This window comes from Bradyrhizobium genosp. L, from assembly GCF_015624485.1.
In the GTDB taxonomy this organism is placed as follows: Bacteria; Pseudomonadota; Alphaproteobacteria; order Rhizobiales; family Xanthobacteraceae; genus Bradyrhizobium.
The window spans coordinates 674,408-697,927 of record NZ_CP061378.1 but is presented as its reverse complement, the minus strand read 5'-3'; the positions used below and the strand labels follow the sequence as shown (position 1 = coordinate 697,927).

The 23,520-nt window shown below is 64.3% G+C and carries 16 protein-coding genes; 6 read left to right on the top strand and 10 right to left on the bottom strand.

Going from position 1 to position 23,520, the window contains the following annotated elements; all coding sequences use genetic code 11:
• Window positions 1–20 precede the first annotated feature (20 nt).
• The 7 genes from IC762_RS03195 to IC762_RS03165 all read right to left on the bottom strand — a co-directional run bounded on the left by IC762_RS03195 (window position 21) and on the right by IC762_RS03165 (window position 7,525).
• A complete protein-coding gene (locus IC762_RS03195) occupies window positions 21–725 on the bottom strand; it encodes a branched-chain amino acid ABC transporter ATP-binding protein (RefSeq protein ID WP_195787212.1) in 705 nt (234 codons plus the stop codon).
• Window positions 718–1,452, bottom strand: a complete 735-nt coding sequence (locus IC762_RS03190) for an ABC transporter ATP-binding protein (RefSeq protein WP_195787211.1) — start codon at window positions 1,450–1,452, stop codon at window positions 718–720. Before IC762_RS03190 ends, IC762_RS03195 begins: the two co-directional genes overlap by 8 nt.
• Window positions 1,452–2,546, bottom strand: a complete 1,095-nt coding sequence (locus IC762_RS03185; protein WP_246801406.1) for a branched-chain amino acid ABC transporter permease — start codon at window positions 2,544–2,546, stop codon at window positions 1,452–1,454. The genes IC762_RS03190 and IC762_RS03185 overlap by 1 nt, the downstream gene beginning before the upstream one ends.
• A gap of 7 nt (window positions 2,547–2,553) precedes the next feature.
• A complete protein-coding gene (locus tag IC762_RS03180; RefSeq protein WP_195787210.1) occupies window positions 2,554–3,774 on the bottom strand; it encodes a substrate-binding protein in 1,221 nt (406 codons plus the stop codon).
• Between the two features lie 4 nt (window positions 3,775–3,778).
• Window positions 3,779–4,636, bottom strand: coding sequence for a branched-chain amino acid ABC transporter permease (locus IC762_RS03175; protein WP_195787209.1), 858 nt, complete (start codon window positions 4,634–4,636; stop codon window positions 3,779–3,781).
• A 51-nt stretch (window positions 4,637–4,687) separates the two neighbouring features.
• A complete protein-coding gene (locus IC762_RS03170) occupies window positions 4,688–6,202 on the bottom strand; it encodes an amidase (RefSeq protein ID WP_195787208.1) in 1,515 nt (504 codons plus the stop codon).
• Between the two features lie 138 nt (window positions 6,203–6,340).
• A complete protein-coding gene (locus IC762_RS03165; protein WP_195787207.1) occupies window positions 6,341–7,525 on the bottom strand; it encodes a substrate-binding domain-containing protein in 1,185 nt (394 codons plus the stop codon).
• Between the two features lie 180 nt (window positions 7,526–7,705).
• Between IC762_RS03165 and IC762_RS03160 the strand changes: the two genes are divergently transcribed.
• Together IC762_RS03160 and IC762_RS03155 are read left to right on the top strand one after the other, a co-directional pair.
• The gene (locus IC762_RS03160) at window positions 7,706–8,149 is read left to right on the top strand and encodes a MarR family winged helix-turn-helix transcriptional regulator (protein WP_195787206.1); all 444 of its coding nucleotides are present in this window, start codon (window positions 7,706–7,708) and stop codon (window positions 8,147–8,149) included.
• Between the two features lie 254 nt (window positions 8,150–8,403).
• Window positions 8,404–8,841 carry a VOC family protein gene (locus tag IC762_RS03155; protein ID WP_195787205.1) on the top strand — a complete coding sequence of 146 codons (438 nt, stop codon included), beginning with the start codon at window positions 8,404–8,406 and terminating at the stop codon, window positions 8,839–8,841.
• Between the two features lie 52 nt (window positions 8,842–8,893).
• On the opposite strand, the gene IC762_RS03150 is transcribed toward IC762_RS03155, so the two are convergent.
• Entirely contained in the window at window positions 8,894–11,665 is a 2,772-nt protein-coding gene (locus IC762_RS03150; protein WP_195787204.1) for an alpha/beta fold hydrolase, read from the bottom strand.
• 204 nt (window positions 11,666–11,869) lie between these two features.
• Window positions 11,870–14,737 carry a preprotein translocase subunit SecA gene (secA, locus tag IC762_RS03145; protein ID WP_195787203.1) on the bottom strand — a complete coding sequence of 956 codons (2,868 nt, stop codon included), beginning with the start codon at window positions 14,735–14,737 and terminating at the stop codon, window positions 11,870–11,872.
• Between the two features lie 353 nt (window positions 14,738–15,090).
• Here secA and IC762_RS03140 point away from each other — a divergent pair, with 353 nt between their 5' ends.
• The 4 genes from IC762_RS03140 (at window position 15,091) to IC762_RS03125 (ending at window position 22,175) form a co-directional block, all read left to right on the top strand.
• Window positions 15,091–16,029: a peptidylprolyl isomerase gene (locus tag IC762_RS03140; RefSeq protein ID WP_195787202.1), complete on the top strand. Its 939-nt coding sequence runs from the start codon at window positions 15,091–15,093 to the stop codon at window positions 16,027–16,029.
• A gap of 454 nt (window positions 16,030–16,483) precedes the next feature.
• On the top strand, window positions 16,484–17,725 hold the full coding sequence (argJ, locus tag IC762_RS03135) for a bifunctional glutamate N-acetyltransferase/amino-acid acetyltransferase ArgJ (protein WP_195787201.1): 1,242 nt from the start codon (window positions 16,484–16,486) through the stop codon (window positions 17,723–17,725).
• 392 nt (window positions 17,726–18,117) lie between these two features.
• The gene (locus IC762_RS03130) at window positions 18,118–20,634 is read left to right on the top strand and encodes an FG-GAP repeat domain-containing protein (RefSeq protein ID WP_195787200.1); all 2,517 of its coding nucleotides are present in this window, start codon (window positions 18,118–18,120) and stop codon (window positions 20,632–20,634) included.
• Between the two features lie 251 nt (window positions 20,635–20,885).
• On the top strand, window positions 20,886–22,175 hold the full coding sequence (locus IC762_RS03125; RefSeq protein ID WP_195787199.1) for an FG-GAP repeat domain-containing protein: 1,290 nt from the start codon (window positions 20,886–20,888) through the stop codon (window positions 22,173–22,175).
• On the opposite strand, the gene IC762_RS03120 is transcribed toward IC762_RS03125, so the two are convergent.
• Window positions 22,172–23,500 carry a TadE/TadG family type IV pilus assembly protein gene (locus IC762_RS03120; RefSeq protein WP_195787198.1) on the bottom strand — a complete coding sequence of 443 codons (1,329 nt, stop codon included), beginning with the start codon at window positions 23,498–23,500 and terminating at the stop codon, window positions 22,172–22,174. The genes IC762_RS03125 and IC762_RS03120 overlap by 4 nt on opposite strands.
• Between the last annotated feature and the right edge of the window lie 20 nt (window positions 23,501–23,520).

Below are 23,520 nucleotides of genomic sequence, written 5' to 3'. Positions count from 1 at the left end.
TGCCCCGGAATGACGGAGCATTACGGCGCCAGATACCGCAGCAGCTCCGGATCGCCGCGCACCCTGCCCGCCTCGCCCTGCAGCGCGACGCGGCCGCGGTCGAGCACGTAGGCGTAGTCGGCGACGCGCAGCGCGAGGTCGAGATGCTGCTCGACGATCACGACGGAGATGTCCTTGGCAAGCTCGATCAGGCGCTCGGTGATCTCCTCGATGACGCCGATCCAGACGCCCTCGGTCGGCTCGTCCAGCAGCAGCAATTTCGGATTGCCGAGCATGGCGCGGCCGATCGCCAGCATCTTGCGCTCGCCGCCGGACAGCGTGCCGGCGGGCTGGTCGAGGCGCTGGCCGAGCTTCGGGAAGATCGTGAGCACGCGGTCGACCGCGCGCGCCGCGTCCGGGTTGCTCAACGAGCCGACGGCGAGATTGTCGCGCACCGAGAGGCGGGCGAATACCGAGTGCTCTTGCGGCACGTAGCCGATGCCGGAGCGCACGCGCTGCTCGGTACGGCTGCGGGTGATGTCGCGGCCGTCGAACAGCAGTTCGCCTTGCGAACTCGCGAGCTCGCCGACGATGGTCTTCATCAGCGTGGTTTTGCCGGCGCCGTTGCGGCCGAGCACGGCGACGCCGCCGCGCCAGGGGATGCCGATGTTGACATCGAACAGCACCTGGCTGCGGCCATAACCGGCATCGAGATGCCTGATATCGAGGAAGGATGGGTCAGGCACGGCGCAGATAGATCTCCTGGACGCTCTTGTTGGCTTGGATCTCGGCGACCGTCCCCGATGCCAGCACCTTGCCCTGGTCGAGCACGGTGAGGCGGTCGCAGATGTCGCGGATGAAATCGAGGTCGTGCTCGACGATGACCAGCGAGCAATGCTGCTTGATCGGCTGCAGGAGTTCACCGGTGACGCGGCGCTCCTCCAGGCTCATGCCGCCGGTCGGTTCGTCGAGCAGCAGCAGGCGCGGCTTGCCGACCAGCGCCATCGCGATCTCCAGCCATTGCTGCTGGCCATGCGAGAGATTGGCGGCGGCATCGTGCGCCCGATCGGCGAGGCGAAACTGAGTGAGCATCGTCATCACCTGCTCGTGCAACGCCGCCCGCGTCCGCGAGAACACCAGATCGAGCAGCGAGCACTGCGCCTGCAACGCCAGCAGGATGTTGTCGTAGAGCGTCAGCGTCGGCAGCACCGAGGTGATCTGGAATTTCAGGCTCATGCCGGCACGGGCGCGCTCGGTCGGCGTGAACGCGGTGATGTCGGTGTTGACGAACGAGACCTTGCCCGTGGTCGGTACCTCGGCGCCGGCGACGCATTTCATCAGCGTGCTCTTGCCGGAGCCGTTCGGGCCGATCAGGCCGTGAAACTCGTTCTCGCCGACGGTCAGCGCCGCGCCGTCGAGCGCGGTCAGCTTGCCGAATATCTTGCTGATGCCGGAGGCTTCGAGGAGCGGCATTAGCGGCCCTCCTTCGGCGACTCTTCAGGTTCCTTGCCGAAGCTGCCGACCCGTTCGCGCTCGCCGAGCACGAAGGAGATCAGGCCGAGTGGCCGGAACATGATGACGAGCAGCAGCAGCACGCCGAGGATGATCGGCCAGATGTCGCGGTAATTGTCCGACAGCCAGAAGCTGACGCCCTCGATGATGACGGTGCCGATCACAGCGCCGATCAACGTGCCGGAGCCGCCGAACAGGACGTAGAGCACGACCTGGGTGGAGAACACGACGCCGAGCATGTTGGGCCAGACGAAGCCTTCATGAAAGGCATAGAGGCTGCCGGCGAGGCCGGCGACGGTGCCGCCGATCGCGAAGATGATGGCCTTGAGGTGCTGCGCCTTGTAGCCGAAGAAGGCGATGCGCTGCTCGTTCTCGCGCAACCCTGCCAGCGCGAGGCCGAATTGCGAGCGGACCAGGAAACGGCACAGCAGATAGACCACGAGGAGGATGCCGAGCACCGTGTAATAATAGACCGGGCCTTCCTCGAACTCGTAGCTGCCGAGCGTGAGCGGCGGGATCGAGGGGATGCCGTTCTGGCCGCCGAGATAATACCAGCCGCGCGCCAGGCGATCGGCCGCATAGGAACCCGTCAGCGTGCCGAGCGAGACGAAGATCACGCTCGACGGGTAGCGCCCGAGCAGCAGGAAGCCGCCGAGCAGCAGCGCCGCGGTCAGCCCGATCAGAGCGCCCGCCGGCAGGATCAGCAAGATCGAGGTGACGCCGACGTCCCGCGCCAGCAGCGCGACGCCGTACCCGGCGGCGCCGAAGAACAGCGCCTGGCCGAAGCTCATGATGCCGGCGTAGCCCCAGACCAAGTCGAACGAGATGGCGAACAGTGCGAGGATCACCACGCGGGTGGCGAACACCGTCAGATAATCCTGCAGGACCCATGGCAGGGCCAGCGCCACGAGCAGCACCAGCCCTTCCACGATCGGCAGGATCTTCCATCGTGCCGACGCCCGTCCCGCCGGCACGCGTGCGGCCGGTGCAATCTCGCCCGTCACGACGCCGGGTCCCTTCCCGGCGTCGGCGACCGCCTGCTCTGCTCCACCCATCGGTCGCTCAGCATTCCTTGGGGTCGACGAGACCGTCGCTGTGCGCCACGACCTCGTAGGTTCCGGCCTTGGCGACGGCCGTGTACATTTTCATCTTGCAATGACGCTTGCCCGGAACCATCTCGGCCGGCCCGCCCGGCCCTTCCGCGATCTTGGCATGATCGAGCGCGGCTGCAACCGAATCCCGGTCGACCTTGCCGGCCTCCTTGACGGCGGCTTCCCACAGCTTGAGGCCGCGATAGGTGCCGGTTGCCGCACTGCCGGCAGCGAACAGGAAGTTGCCGGGAAAATCCTTATCGTAGGCGGCCTGGATCTTGGCCGAGACCGGATCGTCCTTGGTCAGCACCTTGAAATAGTCGAGGCAGCTGGCAAGGCCCTCGATCTCGTTGGCCTGGTTGATGGCGAGCGTGTTCTCGTCATAGTAGACGCAGGCGAGCCTGCCGCCATTCTTGAGGAAGCCCGCTTCATAGAGCTGCTTGAAGAACGGGCCGACGCCCGGCGGGATCACGGTGTTGAAGACGACGTCGACCTTGTTGGAGATGATGCGGTTGACCGTCGATGAGAAATCGACCTGGTCGAGCGGGTAGTATTCCTCGAACACCACCTCGCCGCCATTGGCCTCGATCACCTTGCGGGCATAGACATTGAGCGTGTGCGGCCAGACGTAGTTGGCGCTCGGCAGCGCGAACTTCTTGCCGCCGTTCTTGATCAGCCAGGGGATGAACTCGTCGCATTGCTGCGCCGGCGTCGGGCCGGTGCAGAACAGATACGGCGTGCACTCCTTGCCCTCGTAGAGCTGCGGATAGATGTAGAGCGTCTTGCCGCGCGCCACGATCGGATCCTTGATCGCGTTACGCATCGAGGAGGTGATGCCGCCCAGCACCATGTCGACCTTGTCGCGCTGGATCAGCTTGCGGACGTTGCCGACCGCGACCGATTCGTTGGAGGCGGTGTCTTCGATGTAGAGCTCGAGCGGCCGGCCGAGCAGCCCGCCGCCAGCGTTGATCTCCTTGATCACCATCTTGGCGACATTGGCGTCGGCATTGCCGGCATAGGCGATCGGGCCGGTGAGGTCGGTCGCGATGCCGACCTTGATCGGGCCCTCGGCCGCATTGGCCCAATCGGGACGGATCACCCAGCTGCCGACGCCGGTCGCGAGCGCGCCGGTGGCGAAGGCAAAATTGCTCATGAAGCGACGGCGCGTGAGATCGGTGCGTTGAAATGACATGCGACTAAACCCCTCTTCCAGCGATGAGGCCCTGCGGCCGGAATTTGATGAAGGCGATGGCGAGCACGAAGACCAGCACGTCGGCGACGACGGGCGACATGACCCATGGCAGCGCCGCGCTCAGCGTGCCGATCACGCCGGCGCCCGCAACCGGGCCGATGAAGGAGCCGACGCCGCCGACCATGACGGCGACGAAGCCCTGAATCAGGAAGCGGATGCCGAGATCGGCGAACAGGCTGAACACCGGCACGATCAGCGCGCCGGCAAGCCCGGCCAGCGCCGCGCCGAATGCAAAGGTGGCGCCGTAGATCAGCGGCGTCGAGATGCCGGAGGCGCGCGCCAGCGCCGGGTTCTCCAGCGTGGCGCGCACGCGCAGACCGAACGAGGTGCGCGCCAGCAACAGATAGCAGCCGGCCATCACCAAGAGCGTGATCACGATGATGGTGAAGCGCCAGGCCGAGATGTGCATACTGCCGAGATCGATCGAGCCCCCGATCGGCTCCGGCACGGTAAGATAGAAGCCGCCGATCAAAGTGCGCACGCTCTCGCGGATGATCAGGCCGAGCGCATAGGTGCCGAGCATCGCGACGACTGGCGCGGCATAGAAGCGGCGGATGATCAGCGCCTCCAGCACGAAGCCGAGCGCGCCGACCACGAAGGGCGCGGCGACCATGCCGGCCCAGACCGGCGCGCCATGTGCCGACGCCAGATAGGTGACATAGGCCCCGAGCAGGACGAACTCGCCCTGCGCGAAGTTGAAGATGCCCATCATGCTGGCGATGATGCCGAGCCCGAGCACGACCAGGACGATGATCGCGCCGAAGCTGATGATCTCGAACGCCGCGGCAAACGTGCTAGCCATGGCGTCCGATCCATCCAGACTTTGCGGCCTCTACCTGGAACAACGTCCGCCTCACATCTTCTTCCAGTCGCCGACCTGCTCGAAGGCATGCGCGGCGCGATAGATGGTGGATTCCTCGAACATGCGGCCGACCAGCATCAGCCCGACCGGCAGGCCATCGACCATGCCGCAGGGCAGCGACATCGCGGGGTGATGGGTGATGTCGAACGGCGCGGTGTTGGAGATCATCTCCAGCGCGCGGGCGACAATCTCCTCGCGGCTGGCGTCGGGCGCCGGCAGCTTGGTCGCCTTCATCGGCGTGGTCGGCATCAGCAGCAGGTCGTAATCCCCAAAGGCCTTGTCGTAGGCCGCAGCCAGCCGGCGGGAAATGTTGAGCGCCTTGCCGTAGAAGCGCGGACCGAAGCTGTTGTTGATGTAGGTGCCGAGCAGCATGAAAAGCTTTGTGGTCTCGGACAGCGAATCCGCCTGGCGGCGCCAGCCGCGATGGAAATCCATCAGCGAGGTCGAATAGAGATCGCCGCGGCTGAGGCCGTAGCCGTCGCCGAACATCATGGTCTGGGTCAGTCCCTCGGTACCGATCGGGGTCCAGATCGCGCCGCCGGCCATGTGCATCGGGATCGAGACGGTCTCGATGCTCGCGCCGAGATCCTTGAAGCGCTTGGCCGCCTCGCGGACGCTTTCGTTGACGGCGGCCTCAGCGGTCGGCTGCTCGAAGCCTTCCTTGACGATCCCGATCTTCATGCCCTTGACGCCGGCCCCTAACGCCTTGGTGTAGTCCTCGACCTTGGGCGCCTTGATGCGTGGATCGTAGCCGTCGTCGCCGGCGAGCACTTCGAGCAGCAGCGCGTTGTCTTCCACCGTCGCGGTCATCGGCCCGGTGTGGTCGACATAGATCTCGATCGGCATGATGCCGGTATAGGGCACCAGGCCCCAGGTCGGCTTCATGCCGTAAGTGCCGCAGAACGAGGACGGCATGCGGATCGAGCCGCCCTGGTCGCCGCCGATCGCCATGTCGACCTCGCCGAGCGCGACCACGACGCCAGAACCGGACGACGAGCCGCCGGCCGAATAGCCCATCTTGTGCGGATTGTGCACCGGACCGTAGGAGCCGGTGTGGCTGCCGCCGGACAGGCAGAAATGCTCGCAATGCACCTTGCCCTTGATCTCGGCGCCGGCATCGAGCATGCGGGTGACGATGGTGGCGTCGAAGTCGGGGACGTAGCCCTCGAGTGTCGACGAGCCGTTGGTCATCGGCACGCCGGCCAGCATGATGTTGTCCTTCAGCGCGACCGTCTTGCCCTTCAGCTTGCCGGAGCTCGCGCCCTTCACCGTCGCCTTGCGGTACCAGGCGTTGTGCTTGTTGTCTTCAGGCGCGGGGCGGGTGCCCGGCGTGCGCGGATATTTCACCTCAGGCAGTTCGTCCGGCATCGCGCCGACCAGATTGTAGGCCTCGATCGAGCCCTGCATCAGGCCGCGGAAGGAGGCAACGTCCTCGTCGGTCAGCGACAGGCCGCATTGTTCGGCGACGGCACGAAGTTGCGTGGGCGTGGGAAGGGAGACGGTCACGGAGCTCTCCTGGATTTGGTGGTCCCTGGGCATGGCGCCGCGCCCGTCTTGGCGGGCGGTCGGCGAGATGCACTATTCAAAACGGAAATATTTTCCTTTTCAAGTATTATTTCGAACCCCGGCGGTCGCAGGCCGCCGTCAGATCGGCTTGATCAGCCGGAAATCGAGCCCGTCGGCTTCCGCGAGATACATCGCCATCCGGGTGCGGCCATCGCGCACGGTGACCGGCCCGCGCGCCCCCGAATAGACGATGTTGCGCGCCGCCGCGAGCAAAGGGCGCATCGCCAGGGTGCCAGCCTTGGCCGCGGCGGCCTCGAGCAGGCAGAGCCCCTCATAGCTGGATTGGCCAAGCGAACCGATCGGTGGTGCGTTCGGACCGAACATCGCGAAATAGCGGCCCTGGAAATCGTCATTGGCGCGCGAGCCGATGCCGGGGAAATAGCCGGAGGCGCAGAACAGGTTCTCGGAATTGTCGGCGCCGATACCGAGCAGCACGGTCTCGTCCATCGCGCCCGCGAGCCGCAGCGTGGTGGTGGCGAGCCCGCATTCGCCGAAGGCGCGGTTGAAGGTGATGCTATCGGTGCCGATCAGCGAGATCAGCACCACGTCGGGCTTGGCGGCGCGGATGCGCGCCAGATGCGGCTCATGATTGTCCTCACCGAGCGGAACGAACTCCTCACCGACGACATAGCCGCCGGTCTCGGCGATGTAGCGCTTGACGGCGCGATGCGACTGCCACGGCCAGACATAGTCGCTGCCAATCAGGTACCAGCGCGCGGCGCGCTTCACCTCGGCGAGCCAGTGGATCGACGGCCGGCTCTGCCAGCGCGGCGTCTCGCCGATCGCCACCACGCCCGGGGTCTGCTCGCCGCCCTCGTAGACCGGCGTATAGATATAGGGGATGCCTTTGCGGGTGATCACCTTGCGCAAGGCGACGCGAACCGCGCTGGTGTGCAGCCCGACGACGAGATCGAGATCGTCGAACGCCAGCGCCTGCTCGGCGCGCTGCACCACCTCGTCGACCGGCCCGCCGGCATCGTAGATCGACAGCTCGATCTCGCGTCCCAGAATGCCGCCGCGGCGGTTGATCTCGGCAACCGCAAGCTCGGCGCTGTTGGTGGCGCAGGGACCCCAGACCCCGGGCGAGCCGGAGCAGCAGATGAAGCCGCCGATCCGGAGCTTGGCGCGGGCGCTGCGGCGCCCAAAGGCGTGGTCGTCCGGCGACAAGGCGCGATCGATCGCCGGCGACGACAGATTCCTGAGCAGCAAAGACGGCGGAAAGGCAGGCTCGCCGCGAGCCGGGAAGTTTACCGTCGAGCGCACGCCAACTCCTGTCTAACACCAGGCTCAAAGCACATTCAGCGGGCGACCCGCGGCATCCGCCCTTTTGTTGGGCAATGATCCTATTTTGAGAATATTGAATATTCAAGGATTGGCGTGCATATAGATGCAGCAACCGTTGCCGGTCATTCGCTCATTTGGACCAATACGAAGTCTCACACCGTGGCCAAACCGTCGAAAGAAAATTTCCCGATCACCGAACATCTCGCCTACCTGCTGGCGCAAGCCAACCGGGAGATCAACCGGCAGTTGGAAATACGCCTCAGCAAGGAGGGCGTGCCGGTGGAGCAGTGGCGCATCCTCAAGGTGCTGTCTGACGGCAACGGCCACTCGATGGGCGAGCTCGCCGATGCCGTGCTGCTCAACCATCCGACCCTGACCAAGATGATCGACCGCATGGTGTCGGACGCGCTGGTCTACCGCGTGCAGGATCCGAAGGACCGGCGCAAGGTCCTGATGTTCGTCTCGGACCGCGGCAAGGCGCTGTCGCGGCGGCTCAACTCGCTGGCGGTGAGCCAGGAGGAGCACATCGTCGAGAGCTATGGCGACAAGTCGACCAACGAGCTCAAGCGCCTGCTGGAAAGCCTGATCGGCAGCGCGAACTAGAGCATTTTCGGTTCTGATTGAATCAGAACCGAAGCTCTAGCTTTTTGTTTTGACGCGTTTTCTTCACGCGAACCGGTATCCACTTCGCTCGAAAACGCTCTGGCGGCACGGCGGGCCGAGCCCGGCGAACCATAAAAAAGTTCTCAGGACATGTCGGGTGTGGGCTCGCGCGCGCGTCCTATGGGCGCGCCCGTTTGGCGCAGCCCGCGCGCCGTCGCGCAGGTCGATCCGCCGTCCCCAACCAGGAGTTCCCGATGCCGTCGATCACCCCGTTCCTCTGGCTCGACAACAACGTCCGCGACGCGGTCGCGTTCTACAAATCGGTGTTCCCCAACGCCAGGATCGAACAGGTCAATGACTTCATGGCGAATTTCGAGCTCGAAGGGCAACGCTTCCACGCGCTCAATGGCGGTCCGAAATACAGGTTCAACGAAGCCGTGTCGTTCTTCATCAGCGTCGAGACCCAGGAGGAGGTCGACTACTTCTGGAACAAGCTCACCGCTGACGGCGGTGAGGAAGGCAATTGCGGCTGGCTCAAGGACAAATTCGGCCTGTCCTGGCAGGTCGTCCCGAAAGCGCTCGGCGGTTACCTCGGCGCCTCCGACCGCGAGGCGGCCAACCGCGCCATGCAGGCGATGATGAAGATGAAGAAGATCGTGATCGCCGATCTCGATAGCGCGTTCGCGGGGTGAGACGGACGCAACCGGAGCATGCGCCCGCCATTCCCACGCAGATGACGTTTCGTCACTGCGAGCCAGGAGGCGCGCAGGAAGCGATCTCGTTCCGGACCATCTCGAATTGTGCCGAGGCCTGATCGAATATCTGCGCCTTCATCACCTCGCGAAGGGCTGCGACCCCATCCACCAAATTCTGCGTTTCGCCGCCCTGCTTACCCTTTCTGCAAAGCGCATAGCCTATCGAGACCTGAGTTGCCGCCCATTGCACCGGAAAGCGTTCGGGCGTGTATTGCTGCAGTCCCGCCTTCAAAGCCACGACGGCGTCCTGGAATTTCTCTACGTCACCGCTCAGTTCGCCAAGCGAAATCAGGGTTATGCCAAGAGACACTTCCGTGGCCGCCCAGTTTGGCGCGTGCCGTTCGGGGGTATATTCCTTGAGGGCTTCCCGGTAGCATGCAATCGCCTCGTTCAGCTTCTCGGTGCTGCGGTCCCGGTGCCCGATCTGTGCAAGCGTTCCGCCAAGCACGACTTGCGTTGCGGCCCAATCGAGCGGAACGCGATCCTCCCTCCGTTCTTCCAACGCTTCCCGAAGCAGCGCGGTCGCCTCCTCGAACTTCTGAGGCTGTCCTTCCTGTAGCCCGAGCCCGACGAGCGCGATGGCCAGATTGGTCTCCGCCATCGCCCAATCAAGCGGGAAACGCTGGCGGCTCTTCTCCTTCAGGACCTCGCGAAAAATGCCGACCGCCTGCTCCAATTTCTCGTTGCTGTTTTGTCGCTGTCCGATTTCCGTCAGCGAAAATCCAAGACTGTTCTGTGTCTCCGCCCAGTCGAAGGGGCTCTTCTCGCGAGTCCTCACCTTCAAGGCCTCTTCGAAGGCAGCCTTGGACTGCTCAAGCGTCTCGGTGCCACTTTGCCGCTGCCCAAGCCTCAAAAGAGCCATGCCCAGATTGGATTGTGTCTGCGCCCAAGCGACGGGAGTTTTCTCGCGGCTCCTCACCTCGAGTGCCTGGCGGAAATTGACGACGGCATCCTTCAGTTTGTCGGCGGCCGCTTCCCGTTCTCCAATTGCGAAGAGCACCAGCCCAAGATTGTTGTGCACATCCGCCCAGTCGGCCGGCTCGTGCTCCGGCGTCAGTTCTTCCAGTGCCTCGCGGTAGGTCCGTTCAGCTTCATTCAGCGTTCCGACGCCAGGCTCCCGCCCGCCGAGCTTCCAGAGAGCGAAACCCAGATCGTTCTTGGCACGTGCCCAACCGAGCCGATCGCTGGTCCGATCGATCGTCCCCAGCAAGCCGCGAAAATCATCAATCGCTTCGTGTAACGCTTCGTTCTGGCCGAACTCTCCGCCGAGCGCGCTCAACGCGTTGCCCTGCTGTCTTTGATAGTTTCGCGCGACCTTGGGATCTGCGGGGATCGCGATGCGTGCGGCCTCCGCATAGTGCTGCGCCGCCTCACGGTAGGCGCCCGGGTTGGGCCGCAGCATGGCCGCAGATGCCCATTGTGCAGTCGACTCTGCGGCTGAGAGGCGCTTCTTCCTGGCCATCGCCTCGATATCCGCCACACCAGCCAGATCGCGCGACTGAGCGGAGGCGAAATACGAATTCGCGTCGGCAAAGCGCCCCTCTGTCAGGGCGGCCGCAGCCGCCAGTCTCAGGTTCTTGACCTCCGGGTCGCTATCGGAGAGGCGGTTGAGACGTTCGGTCAGTGCCTTGAACTCATCGGCCTTCTGCATCAGCAGCCGGCCGATCTCTCCTGGGTCCTTGGTTGTCGCGGCCGCGCCCATTTCCTCGACGACCGCGCGCAACATATCGAGAGGCACGCCCTCCTTCTCCGAAACGATCCGAACCACATCGGAGTGCAATTGCTCGATCTTCGACTGGGTTTTGCTGACCTGCGCCTGGGTGCTGAAAATGGCGGAATAGACCGCATGCAGCCGCGGCACAGCGAACCAGATCGCTACCGCAACGAGCCCGATCGCGCCGATCCGGATCAGCTTGGGCACAAATTGCGACCATGACCATTCGACCGTGAAAGGCTCGAGCGGGTATGTGCGCAGCACCGCTGCGCCACCAGGCTCGGGCGCGAGCTTCGCGATGAAATTCCGCGTCTCGGCGTACACCAATTCGTCGCGGCGGCGCGGCTTGGCGATGGTGATGTGATCCTCCCTGATCGGCGTCGGCGTGCAATCGGGGAGCCCGGGGTCGGCCGAGTCGGGCTCCACGATCCGCCCAAACAGAGTGTTGACCATCTCGTAGTAGCTGAGATGCCGTAGCTGATCCTTTCGCTCCCTGGCCAGAATCCGATAGCCGAAATTGAGATCGCGAAGTTCTGGCTTGTTGGCGACGAGGTCGCGCGCCGAATCCGATCCCCAGGTCCAGAAACCCAGTCGTTCGAGAAGCGTCGCCTTGCCGGACCCGGTGTGTGGGGTGGCGACGAAAACGACCTGCCGGACCCGGGCGAGGAACTCGGCCGTTTGCGGGTCGCTCCGCTGTTCGTTCGCAGCGCGGAGGACCTGCTTGACGATCAAGCCACCGAGGCTGTGACACACGAATACGATGGGACCATCATGAAGCCTGGTATCGTTCAACAGCACCCGAAGCGCATTGGCCGCCTCGTCGAGCAGCGGCATCGCCGTCCCGAGCCAGTTCGTTGCCGGAGATATATACCCGAACGAAAAGACGCTCAGGCCTTTGACGTCCTCGGCCAGCCAAAGCGGCCAAAACGTGTCGCCGGTCGGCGAGCGTCGCCACGTGTCATAGGGATGCCCGCCAAGTCCGTGAACGAACACGACATTGGCACGCTTCTCGCCAGTCCAATCCGCAATTTGAATCAGACGCGACATGATCGGCCCCGTCGAACGTCCGGCTCGACGACAAAGGCCCGTGCGGCAACGAAAAAATGCCGCCGAACGTCAGCCAGGACGCCGCAACGCCAAGGCTACTCGATCACTTAGAAGTTGCAAAGTGAAGGGCTTCACAAGCGCTGCAAGTGGCTCTGGCCACTGCGCTGCGGCAGGCGGGTCGTTGGCCCACCCGCCACCGCCAGCTTACGCGTACCGCCCGTGGCAGTGCTTGTACTTCTTGCCCGAGCCGCAGGGGCAGTCCTCGTTGCGGCCGACCTTGCCCCAGCTGGTGGGGTTATTCGGATCGCGGGTGCCGCCGGCAGGCATTCCCGGCGCCAGCGAGGCCTGGGCGTAGGTGGCCTCGGTCAGGCTGGCGCGGGCGAACTCGTCCTCGCCGGTGTTGGGATCGAGCTTGTGCGCCTCCATCGGCGGCAGCGGCTCCGGCGGCTGCTCGGGCGGCACGATCTCGACCCGCATCAGCTGCGCGGTGACGGCCTCGCGCAGATGCGCGCTCATCTCCTGGAAGAGATTGAAGGCCTCGGTCTTGTACTCCTGCAACGGATCGCGCTGGCCGTAGCCGCGCAGGCCGATCACCTGGCGCAGATGGTCGAGCATGATCAGATGCTCGCGCCAGAGATGGTCCAGCGTCTGCAGCAGGATGGTCTTCTCGACATAGCGCATCACGTCGGGGCCCCATTGCGCGACCTTGGCCGCCATGCGCTCGTCGACGTTGGTCTCGATCCGGTTGAGCAGCTCCTGGTCGGCGATGCCCTCTTCCTTGGCCCATTCGTCGACCGGCAGATCGACGTCGAGCACGCGCTTCAGCTCTTCCTTCAGGCCCGCGGTGTCCCACTGCTCGGCATAGGCATGCTCAGGGATGTACTTGGTCACCACGTCCTCGACGAAGGCGTGGCGCATGTCGGTGACGGTCTCGGCGACGCTGTCGTCCTTCATCAAATCGACGCGCTGGTCGAAGATCACCTTGCGCTGGTCGTTCTGGACGTTGTCGAACTTGAGCAAGTTCTTGCGGATGTCGAAGTTGCGCGCCTCGACCTTCTGCTGCGCCTTCTCCAGCGCCTTGTTGATCCAGGGATGGATGATGGCCTCGCCTTCCTGCAGGCCGAGCCGCTGCAGCATGCTGTCGAGCCGGTCGGAGCCGAAGATGCGCATCAGATCGTCTTCCAGCGACAGGAAGAACTTCGAGCGGCCGGGATCGCCCTGACGGCCGGAGCGGCCGCGCAGCTGGTTGTCGATGCGGCGGGATTCATGTCGCTCGGAGCCGATGATGTAGAGTCCGCCCGGCTTCTTCACCGTCTTGGCGGGCTTGCTGCCCTTCGCCGGCTCGACCTCGAAATCCTCCTCCGCCTTCAGCACGATCTCGCGGAAGCGCTCGATGTCGGCCTTGATCTGCTCGATCTTCGTCGCCTTCTCGGCCTCGTCGGTGATGCCGGCGGTCTCCTGCTGGAGCCGCATATCGAGCGAGCCGCCGAGCTTGATGTCGGTGCCGCGGCCAGCCATGTTGGTCGCGATCGTGATCGCGCCGGGTACGCCGGCTTCGGCGACGATATAGGCTTCCTGCTCGTGGAAGCGCGCGTTCAGCACCGCGAACAGCTTGGCCGGCTTGCCGGCGCGGGCGGCCGCGTAGAGCTTCTCCATGCCCGAGCCGGAGCTGAAATCGATCTGCTTGTAGCCGTGCTTCTTCAGGTACTCGGCCAGCACCTCCGACTTCTCGATCGACGCCGTACCGACCAAGACAGGCTGCAGCCGCTTGTTGGCGCGCTCGATCTCGGCGAGGATCGCGCCGTATTTCTCATTCTGCGTGCGGTAGACCTCGTCGTCCTCGTCGAGACGCGCCACCGGCAGATTGGTCGGAATCTCGACGACCTCGAGCTTGTAGATGTCGAACAATTCGTCGGCTTCGGTCAGCGCCGTGCCGGTCATGCCCGCCAGCTTGGCGTACATCCGGAAATAGTTCTGGAAGGTGATCGAGGCCAGCGTCTGGTTCTCCGGCTGGACCGAGACGTGCTCCTTGGCTTCGAGCGCCTGGTGCAGGCCCTCGGAGTAGCGGCGGCCCTGCATCATGCGGCCGGTGAACTCGTCGATGATCACGAGCTCGTCGTCGCGGACGATGTAGTCCTTGTCGCGGGTGAACAGCGTGTGCGCGCGCAGCGCCTGGTTGACGTGATGCACCACCGAGACGTTCTCGACGTCGTACAGCGACTCGCCCTTGAGCTGGCCGGCGTCGCGCAGCAGCGTCTCCAGCTTCTCCATGCCGGCTTCGGTCAGGGTCACCGTGCGCTGCTTCTCGTCGACCTCGTAGTCGTCGACCTTGGTCAGCTTCGGCATGAAAGTGTCGATGGTGTTGTAGAAATCCGAACGGTCGTCGAGCGGGCCGGAGATGATCAGCGGCGTGCGCGCTTCGTCGATCAGGATCGAGTCCACCTCGTCGACGATCGCGTAATAGTGCCCGCGCTGGACCATATCCTCCAGGCGGTACTTCATGTTGTCGCGCAGATAGTCGAAGCCGTATTCGTTGTTGGTGCCGTAGGTAATGTCGCAGGCATAGGCCGCCTTGCGCTCGGAATCGTCGAGGCCATGCACGATCACGCCGGTGGAAAGCCCGAGGAACGCATAGATCTGGCCCATCCAGCCGGAGTCGCGGCTGGCGAGGTAGTCGTTGACGGTGACGACATGGACGCCCTTGCCGGCGAGCGCGTTGAGATAGACCGCGAGGGTGGCGACCAGCGTCTTGCCTTCGCCGGTTTTCATCTCGGCGATGTCGCCCTCGTGCAGCACCATGCCGCCGATCAGCTGGACGTCGAAATGGCGCTGGCCGAGTGTCCGCTTGGCCGCCTCGCGCACGGTGGCGAAGGCCGGAACCAGGATGTCGTCCAGCGTTTTGCCGTCGGCGAGCTGCTGCTTGAATTCGTCGGTGCGGGCCTTGAGCTGCTCATCGGTGAGCGCGATGAGCTCGGGCTCCAGTGCATTGATGGCGTTGACGCGGGACTGATAGCCCTTGACCCGACGGTCGTTGGAGGAGCCGAAAAACTTGCGGGCGAGCGCGCCGATCATGCGAAATTCCTGTTCTTCGGTCTCGAGTTCGTTGTTCGGTTACAGCCTGAGATAGTCCACCGGGTCGCCAATCAACTCACCGTGACGCGCGGCGACGACAGCCCGACCCGGGGGCTCTCCGCCAATTGAGTGGGAAACAGGCCATCCTGGGTTCAACGGCCAAAAACGCAGCAAAATAAGCGCTCTTGCCGTCGACACGATTGCGCAGAGATATGGCCCGGTCGGGGGGTTGTCAACGTTGGCAGGATGTCAAGGAATTCATCATTTTGACAAGACTTTCGCGTTGCCATCGCGGTGCGATTGGGCGAGTGTCCGCCCCGCTCAAGCCCCTCCTTTGGACCTAAGGATTTTGCATGACCACCTCGCCTCCGGAAACAAAAACCGGCCTCCGCCTCGGGCTCGCCGCCCTGGCCGCAACCGGCTGTCTTGTCGCAGTGCTGGCCGCCGGCCTGCCGGTCCGCGCCGCCGAATCCGACCCGGTCCTGGCGAAGGTCAACGGTTCCGAGATCCATGCCAGCGACGTCGCGATGGCCGAAGAGGAACTGGGGCCGAGCCTGCAGCAGATGGACCCGTCGACCAAGAAGGACAACGTGCTGTCGTTCCTGATCGACATGAAGATCGTGTCCAAGGCCGCCGAGGACAAGAAGATCGAGAACAACGACGACTTCAAGCGGCGCATGGCCTTCGCCCGCAATCGCCTCCTGATGGACAGCCTGCTCGCCTCCGAGGGCAAGGCCGCCACCACCGACGATGCCATGAAGAAGGTCTATGACGAGGCCGCCAAGCAGATCACCGGCGAGCAGGAGGTGCGCGCCCGCCACATCCTGGTCGAGACCGAGGATGAGGCCAAGGCGATCAAGGCCGAGCTCGACAAGGGTGCCGATTTCGCCGAGCTCGCCAAGAAGAAGTCCAAGGACCCCGGCGCTTCCGACGGCGGCGACCTCGGCTTCTTCACCAAGGAGCAGATGGTGCCGGAATTCTCCGCGGTCGCCTTCGCGCTCGAGCCGGGCAAGATCTCGGACCCGGTGAAGTCGCAGTTCGGCTGGCACATCATCAAGGTCGAGGAAAAGCGCAACCGCAAGGCGCCCGACTTCGAGCAGGTGAAGGCCCAGATCGAGACCTACGTGACCCGCAAGGCCCAGGCCGACTATGTCGCCAAGCTGCGCGAGGCCGCCAAGGTCGAGCGCATGGACAAGCCGGCCGACGCGGCCGCTCCCGCCGCCCCGCCGGCCGACGCCGCCAAGGATGCGCCGAAGCCCGCCGACAACAAGATGGCGCCGGCGAAGAAGTAAGCGCCGCGAAGCAGACGCAGTTGCGATGGCCGGGCATGTCCCGGCCATTTGCATTTTCGGGTGCGAAATCCTGCCGTATGTGTCGCCCGGATGAAGCGCAGTGAAATCCGGGACAGGCCCTTCCGCGGTTACATGGCTCCCGGATTGCGAGGAGCCTGTCGTCGGGCGCGCGTTGCGCGACCCGTTGGCTTCTCCGGGCTACGCGTTTCTCCTTCCCCCTGAAAGGGGAAGGTCGGGATGGGGGTCAGCCGCGAGCGATACTGAGAGACCAGATCCCCACCCGCTTTGCTCTAACGAGCAAAGCGACCTCCCCTTTTCGAGGGGAGGTGAGAGGCGGGCGCGGACCAGGCTTCTTGAACGATTCATGACGACGCATTCCTGCGGGTCACCCTCTCCCGCTCCGACCGGCTTGATGATAAGCAGCGCTTCCCTCCCCGAAGCCGGATGCCTCCCGATGTCCACCGCCGTCTCCCCCCTCGCCCCGCCTGATGTCCCCGAGATGCCCGTGATCGCTGGCGTGCGGCTTGCGACCGCCGCCGCCGGCATCCGCTACAAGGGGCGCACCGACGTGCTGCTGGCGCTCATGGACAAGGGCACCACGGTGGCCGGCGTGTTCACCAAGTCGAAATGCCCGTCGGCGCCGGTCGAGTGGTGCCGCGCCAAGCTGAAGGGCGGTCAAGCTCGCGCGCTGGTGGTCAATTCCGGCAACGCCAACGCCTTCACCGGCAAGACCGGCAAGGCCTCGACCGCGCTGACCGCGCAGATCGCATCCAAGGCGGCCGGCTGCACGACATCAGAAGTGTTCCTCGCCTCGACCGGCGTGATCGGCGAGCCGCTCGACGCCACCAAGTTCGACGGCGTGCTGGCGCAGCTCACTGATGCAGCGACGCCCGACCACTGGATGGACGCGGCGAAGGCGATCATGACCACCGACACCTTCCCGAAGGTCGCAACCGCGACCGTGAAGCTCGGCAAGGCCAAAGTGACGATCAACGGCATGGCCAAGGGCGCCGGCATGATCATGCCCGACATGGCGACCATGCTGTCCTTCATCTTCACTGACGCGCCGCTGTCGGCGGGCGTGCTGCAGGCGTTGCTCAAGGCCGGCGTCGAGGACACCTTCAACGCGCTGACCATCGACGGCGACACCTCGACCTCGGATACGCTGCTGGCGTTCGCGACCGGCGCCGCCGCGGCGCATGGCGCGCCGAAGATCTCGCGCGCCAGCGATCCGCGCCTGAAGGCCTTTGCGAAGGCGTTCCAGGCGATCCTCGCCGACCTCTCCGAGCAGGTGGCGCGCGACGGCGAAGGCGCCCGCAAGCTGGTCGAGGTCGTGGTCGAGGGTGCCACCACAAAACCGTCGGCGCGCCGAATCGCAATGTCGATCGCCAATTCGCCGCTGGTGAAGACCGCGATCGCCGGCGAGGACGCCAATTGGGGCCGCGTCGTGATGGCGGTCGGCAAGGCCGGCGAACCTGCCAACCGCGACAAGCTCTCGATCTCGTTCAACGGCATCCGTGTCGCGAAAAGCGGCGCGCGCGATCCGTCCTACGACGAGAAGGAGGTCTCGGAGGCGATGAAGGCGCCCAAAATCCAGATCAAGGTCGCGCTCGGCCTCGGCAAGGCCCGCGACCGCGTGCTGACCTGCGACCTCACCAAGGAATACGTCGCGATCAACGGCGACTACAGGTCGTAGTAGATTCCGCCATTGCAAGGCGCGACGCTTCCGGCTCCGTCATCTTTCGGGTGACGGATCGGACAGTCGCGCAACACATTCGCTGTCGTCCCTGCGAAAGCAGGGACCCATACGCCGCGGCGGATGTTGCGAACGGCACTCGTCATCCCAACGTCGCACAACAATGACGTTCGGTGGTTATGGGTCCCTGCGGGACGACGGCGGGAAGAGAGCCGCACAGCATCCACGAAAAGCAACTCCTGACCATCCGACAATCTCGGCATCGCCCGTTCGGGTGATGCCGGCTACGGACATGCGCGTTACGCTCGCATTGCATCTTGAGTGTTTTCAGCCTCGCCGGTCCGAGATGCCGCTCCGGTCGAGCACCATCGATTTTGACCGGAGCGTCGACGATGCCATTCTCGCCCATCTCCCTCACCGGAAGCTCCTATTTCCAGAATTTCGATACGCTGACGGTCTTCGGCAGCGAAAGTGTCAGCCAGCTCCCGCAGGGCTGGACCTTCGTCGAGAGCGGCGCCGGCGCCAATTCCACGCTTCAAGCGGACGACGGAAGCTCACCCTTCAACGATACCTACAGCTACGGCGCGGACGGCAGCATCGACCGTGCGTTCGGCGAGCTCTCGATCGGCAGCAACGATACGATCCTGGGCGCGGTGTTCACGAACACCACCGATCGCGACGAGAACATCACGATCTCGTATACCGGAGAGCAGTGGGAAGCTGGCGGCGCATCCGACCGGCTGGATTTCCAGTTCAGCTCCAATATCCGCGGCGCAACGTCGCTCACGACGGGGCAATGGGAAGACGTCAACGCGCTGGATTTCACCGCGCCGAATACGAGCGCTCGGCCAGGCCAGGCCCTGGACGGCAATGCCTTCCAGAACGAGGCTTTTGCCGGTGGCCAGATCCCCGTCTCCATCGGGCCGGGCCAGTCTCTCTACATTCGCTGGGTGCCATCCAACAACTTCGGCAGCGGGCTTGCCATCGACGACTTCTCGCTCACCACCACCTTCTACCCGATCCCGCGCAGAAACGACTTCAACGGCGACAAACACGCCGACATCCTCTGGCAGGATGACAACGGCGCAGTGTCGGTCTGGAACAGCGGACAGCTTGGCCAGGCCCACATCATATCCGGTGCAGGCGCCGTACCGAGTTCCTGGCATCTCGTCGGGAGCGGCGATTTCGACGGCAACGGAATCGGCGACCTTCTATGGCGCAACGACAACGGCGCGGCGTCGGTCTGGCTCAACAGCAGCATCGACAACGCCAGGATTATCACCGATCAAGCGCAACTGGATTCGAGCTGGCACATCGCCGGCACCGGCGATTTCTACGGCGAGGGCACGACCGGCATCCTCTGGCAAAACACCAACGGCGCAATCCAGGTCTGGGCGTCTCAATACTACGACACCACCGACAACGTCGCCGCCGGCGTCGTGGCGCCGAGCTGGCACATTGCCGGCACCGGCGATTTCGACGGCAGCGGCTCGGCCGACATCCTGTGGCGCAACGACAACGGCATGGTGTCGATCTGGGACAGCGGGGAGATCGGCCGCGCCCACGTCGTCGCCGCCGCAGGCGTGGTCGGCAATGACTGGCACATCGCCGGCACCGGCGACTTCAACGGCGACGGCCACGACGACATCCTCTGGCGCAACGACAATGGCGCGGTGTCGATCTGGGATAGCGGGCAGATCTCCGGCGCGCATATCGTCGCCGCCGCGGGCGTCGTCGGCAATGACTGGCACATCGCCGACACCGGCGACTATGACGACAACGGCAAGGCCGACATCCTCTGGCGCAATGACAACGGCGCGGTATCGATCTGGGATAACGGCCAGCTCTCGGGCGCGCATATCGTCTCGGCCGCGGGTGCCGTACCGGCGGACTGGCATATCGTCGACACCGACAGCCAGGCCGCGGCGAGCGGCAGCCATCAAGGCGAGCTCGCAACAAGCAGCGCGATCGCCGCACCAGACGATGGCGCGAACGGCGGCCTGACCGCTTCCGGCGTCATCGATGTCTCCAACTATCACCCGCGCAACGATTTCAACGGCGATCATCATGCCGATTTCGTCTGGCGCGACGACAATGGCGCGGTGTCGATCTGGAGCAGTGGCGATAGTTCGGGCGCCCAGATCGTCTCCGCGCCGGGCGCGATCTCCAACGACTGGCACATCGCAGGCTCGGGCGACTTCAACGGCGACCATGACAGCGAGCTGCTCTGGCGCAATGACAACGGCTCGGTGATGACGACCGGCGCAAGCACGCCGCAAGTCTTCAACGGCGTCTCCACCGACTGGCATATCGTCGGCACCGGCGATTTCAACGTCGACGCCAAGACCGACATCCTCTGGCAGAATGACAATGGCGCGGTGTCGATCTGGGACTCCGGACAGATCAACAATGCGCACATCGTCGCCAGCGCGGGCGCGGTGCCCGCCGGCTGGCACATCGTCGGCACCGGCGACTTCAACGGCGACACGCAAGACGACGTTCTTTGGCAGAACGACAACGGCGCGGTGTCGATCTGGAATGGCGGACAGATCAACAACGCCCACATCGTCGCCGCCGCGGGCGTGGTGCCTGGAGGCTGGCACATCGCCGGCACCGGCGACTTCAACGGCGACCACAAGACCGACATCCTCTGGCAGAACGACAACGGCGCGGTGTCGATCTGGGACTCCGGACAGATCACCGGCGCCCACATCGTCGCGAATGCCGGCGTCGTCCCCGCCGGGTGGCACATCGTGGACACCGGCGACTACGACGACAATGGCAGCGCCGACATCCTCTGGCACAACGACAACGGCGCGGTGTCGATCTGGGACAACGGCCAGATCTCCGGCGCCCACATCGTCGCCGCTGCGGGCACGGTGCCGGCGGAGTGGCACCTCACGATCTAGCTCCGCCAGCGCGACAGGCAGTGACGGGCACGTCACGCCGCCACGTCACAGAGCGACGTCACACAACGAAGCCATTCGTCGACACGACACGGCCGATCGCGACTCCCGCTTGATCGGCTCGGGTGCTACAGTCGGCATGGGCGCGCAGCGCGTGCCCGTGATTTGATCTGTGCTTTGCTTCACTGGTCGACATTCGATCCGGTTCCGGCTGATCCATGTCGACCCATCAATTTCGATTTGGAGCATTGACGATGGCAGCATCGCCTTTTCATCCGAACGGCAGTATCCATTTTTACGGCTTCACACCCGCGCAGACCGATAGCGACGGCCAGTTGCCGCAAAGCTGGGATAGCTTCGCGTTCGGCGGGACCGTCGATGATGGTTTCGTTTTGGTGCCGATAGGAGAGCTGTTCGTCGGCGACGCCGACCACCATGTGGCAGCGGCCACCGTCGCGAATGCGGGAGAATTATCGCTCTCCACCGACGGACACGATCCGCTGACGATCGCAGCGCCGGACTCGTCGCACGATTTCGGAGCCGCTCACCAGTCAAGCCTGAGCCTCTCCGGCGCCACCCTGATGACGTCAGACACGCTCGGCACCGGCAGCGCTGTCACGAACGACCTCCCCGCTCCGCCGCCCCCGACGACCATTATCTTTCCGGCGCGGAACGACTTCAACGGAGACACCCACGCCGACATCCTCTGGCGTGACGACATCAACGGCTCGACGTCGGTGTGGAACAGCGGCCAGCTCACCCAGGCGCACATCACCGCCAATCCCAACGTCATCCCGAACAGCTGGCATATTGCAGGCTCCGGCGATTTCGACGCCAACCACAGCAGCGACATCCTGTGGCGACTTGACGATGGTTCGGTGATCATCACCTATCCGTCGATCAGCCTCACGCAAAGCTTCGGCGTCATTCCGGCGGAATGGCATATCGCCGGCACCGGCGATTTCAACGGCGACGGCAAGAGCGATATCCTGTGGCACGACGACAACGGCGCGGTGTCGATCTGGGATGGCGGGCAAATCCAGAATGCCCACATCATCGCCGCCGCGGGCGTGGTGTCGACCGACTGGCAAATCGCCGGCGTCGGGGATTTCGACGGCGACGGCACCAGCGACATCCTGTGGCGCAACGCCAACGGCGCGGTGTCGATCTGGGATGACGGCCAGATCAACCGCGCCCACATCGTCGCCGCCGCCGGCGCGGTGGGCAATGACTGGCACATCGCCGGCACCGGCGACTTCAGCGGCGACCATCACGACGACATCCTGTGGCGCAACGACAATGGCGCGGTGTCGATCTGGGATTACGGCGTCATCGGCGACGCCCATATCGTCGCGGCCGCCGGCGTGGTGGGTAACGACTGGCACATCGCCGACACCGGCGACTATGACGGCGACGGCCACACCGACATCCTCTGGCACAACGACAATGGCGCGGTGTCGATCTGGGATAGGGGCCAGATCGGCTTCGCCCACATCGTTGCCGCCGCCGGCGTGGTGCCGGCGGAATGGCACATCGCGGTCTAGCTCGAGATCCGCGCGTCGGCGATGGCCTTCTGGAACAGCGCGGTCATCGCCGCGGCGATGCCCTGGGTCGGGCTGACCTCGAAATACAGCCCCGGCGAGGCGCAGGTCTGCATGTTCTGCGCGATCTGGCTGTTCGGCGAGGGACCGAACGGACCCGGATTGAACGGATCGATCCAGGTCATGTACCAGTTGTTGGTCGGCAGCTGCAGATAGGTGGTGTAGAGCACCGCGATCTTGATGCCGCGGTTCTTGATGGTGGTGCAGAGCGTCGGGTCGATCGGCGACTGGCAGCGGTTGGTGCCGGTGATCGGCTTCAGGCAGGCTGCATTGGGCTCATCTGCCACGCCGTCGGAGACGAAGAACAGATATTTCAGCGGCGCCGACGAGGTGCCCGTGCCCGGCGAGGCGATCACGTTGTTGATCGCCGGGAGGACGGTCGAGAACTGCGAATCCTTGTCGGCGGTATAGGCATCGTTGTTGCCGTAGACGCCCATCAGGTCGATGGCGCTGGCTGCTGACTTCGCGCTCGACAGGCTGGTCGACAACGAGAACAGCGCGCGCAGGCCGATCGTCGCCGAGGCGGCGCCGAAATCGTAGATCGCCATCCGGTACTGGTTGGAATAGGTCTCGGTCGACGACGCCGTATCCATCAATTGCTGAGTCGCGCTGCGCAACACGTCGATCCGCGTCGTCACGCCGAGCGTCTTGGCCAGATTGTAGTAGTTGTTGGGATCATTGTAGTCGTGGCAGGCGAAGGCGCACTGGTCCGACGTGTTGTTGACCATCGTGGTCACGTCGGTCGGCGTCGCCGCGACGCCCATCGACGGCGAATTGTCCAGCAGCAGATAGAAGTCGATGTAGGACGGCATGTTGGCCGTCGCCGTCGAGGAGCCGGTCACCGTGATGGTCTTGCTGCCGATCACGCCGAGGAACATGGTCGGGACGTTGGCGGAGAACGTGACCGTCGAGGTGACGGTGCCGCTGCTCTTGGTCACGGTCGGCTTGACATTGTTCAGCGTGAAGCCGGTCTGGTTGGCGATGTTGCCCTTGAAGATCTTCTTGGCGTCGCTGACGCCTGCCGGGATCGGGCCGTCCGAGGTCATGGCACCGGCGGCGACGAAGGCAGGCGACGCCTTGGCGACCGATCCGACGCTCGCCGAGTCGGCGGCGGCGATCAGCTTGCTGCGGACCTGATTGGCGCGGGAATAGTCGATCGCGCATCCGATCGCGACGATGATCGGCAGCGCAGCAAGACCGAAGATCATCGCGACATTGCCGGAGCGGTCGCGGCGGAAACGGCTGGCGGTCCGGAGCAAGGTGCGCATGATTTGATCGGTATATGGGT

Bases quoted from the DNA above. Each gene is read 5' to 3' on its own strand.
- IC762_RS03190 (WP_195787211.1), bottom strand. From the start codon at position 1,452: ATGCCGCTCCTCGAAGCCTCCGGCATCAGCAAGATATTCGGCAAGCTG.
- IC762_RS03185 (WP_246801406.1), bottom strand. From the start codon at position 2,546: ATGGGTGGAGCAGAGCAGGCGGTCGCCGACGCCGGGAAGGGACCCGGC.
- IC762_RS03180 (WP_195787210.1), bottom strand. From the start codon at position 3,774: ATGTCATTTCAACGCACCGATCTCACGCGCCGTCGCTTCATGAGCAAT.
- IC762_RS03175 (WP_195787209.1), bottom strand. From the start codon at position 4,636: ATGGCTAGCACGTTTGCCGCGGCGTTCGAGATCATCAGCTTCGGCGCG.
- IC762_RS03155 (WP_195787205.1), top strand. From the start codon at position 8,404: ATGCCGTCGATCACCCCGTTCCTCTGGCTCGACAACAACGTCCGCGAC.
- IC762_RS03150 (WP_195787204.1), bottom strand. From the start codon at position 11,665: ATGTCGCGTCTGATTCAAATTGCGGATTGGACTGGCGAGAAGCGTGCC.
- secA (WP_195787203.1), bottom strand. From the start codon at position 14,737: ATGATCGGCGCGCTCGCCCGCAAGTTTTTCGGCTCCTCCAACGACCGT.
- IC762_RS03140 (WP_195787202.1), top strand. From the start codon at position 15,091: ATGACCACCTCGCCTCCGGAAACAAAAACCGGCCTCCGCCTCGGGCTC.
- argJ (WP_195787201.1), top strand. From the start codon at position 16,484: ATGTCCACCGCCGTCTCCCCCCTCGCCCCGCCTGATGTCCCCGAGATG.
- IC762_RS03130 (WP_195787200.1), top strand. From the start codon at position 18,118: ATGCCATTCTCGCCCATCTCCCTCACCGGAAGCTCCTATTTCCAGAAT.
- IC762_RS03125 (WP_195787199.1), top strand. From the start codon at position 20,886: ATGGCAGCATCGCCTTTTCATCCGAACGGCAGTATCCATTTTTACGGC.
- IC762_RS03120 (WP_195787198.1), bottom strand. From the start codon at position 23,500: ATGCGCACCTTGCTCCGGACCGCCAGCCGTTTCCGCCGCGACCGCTCC.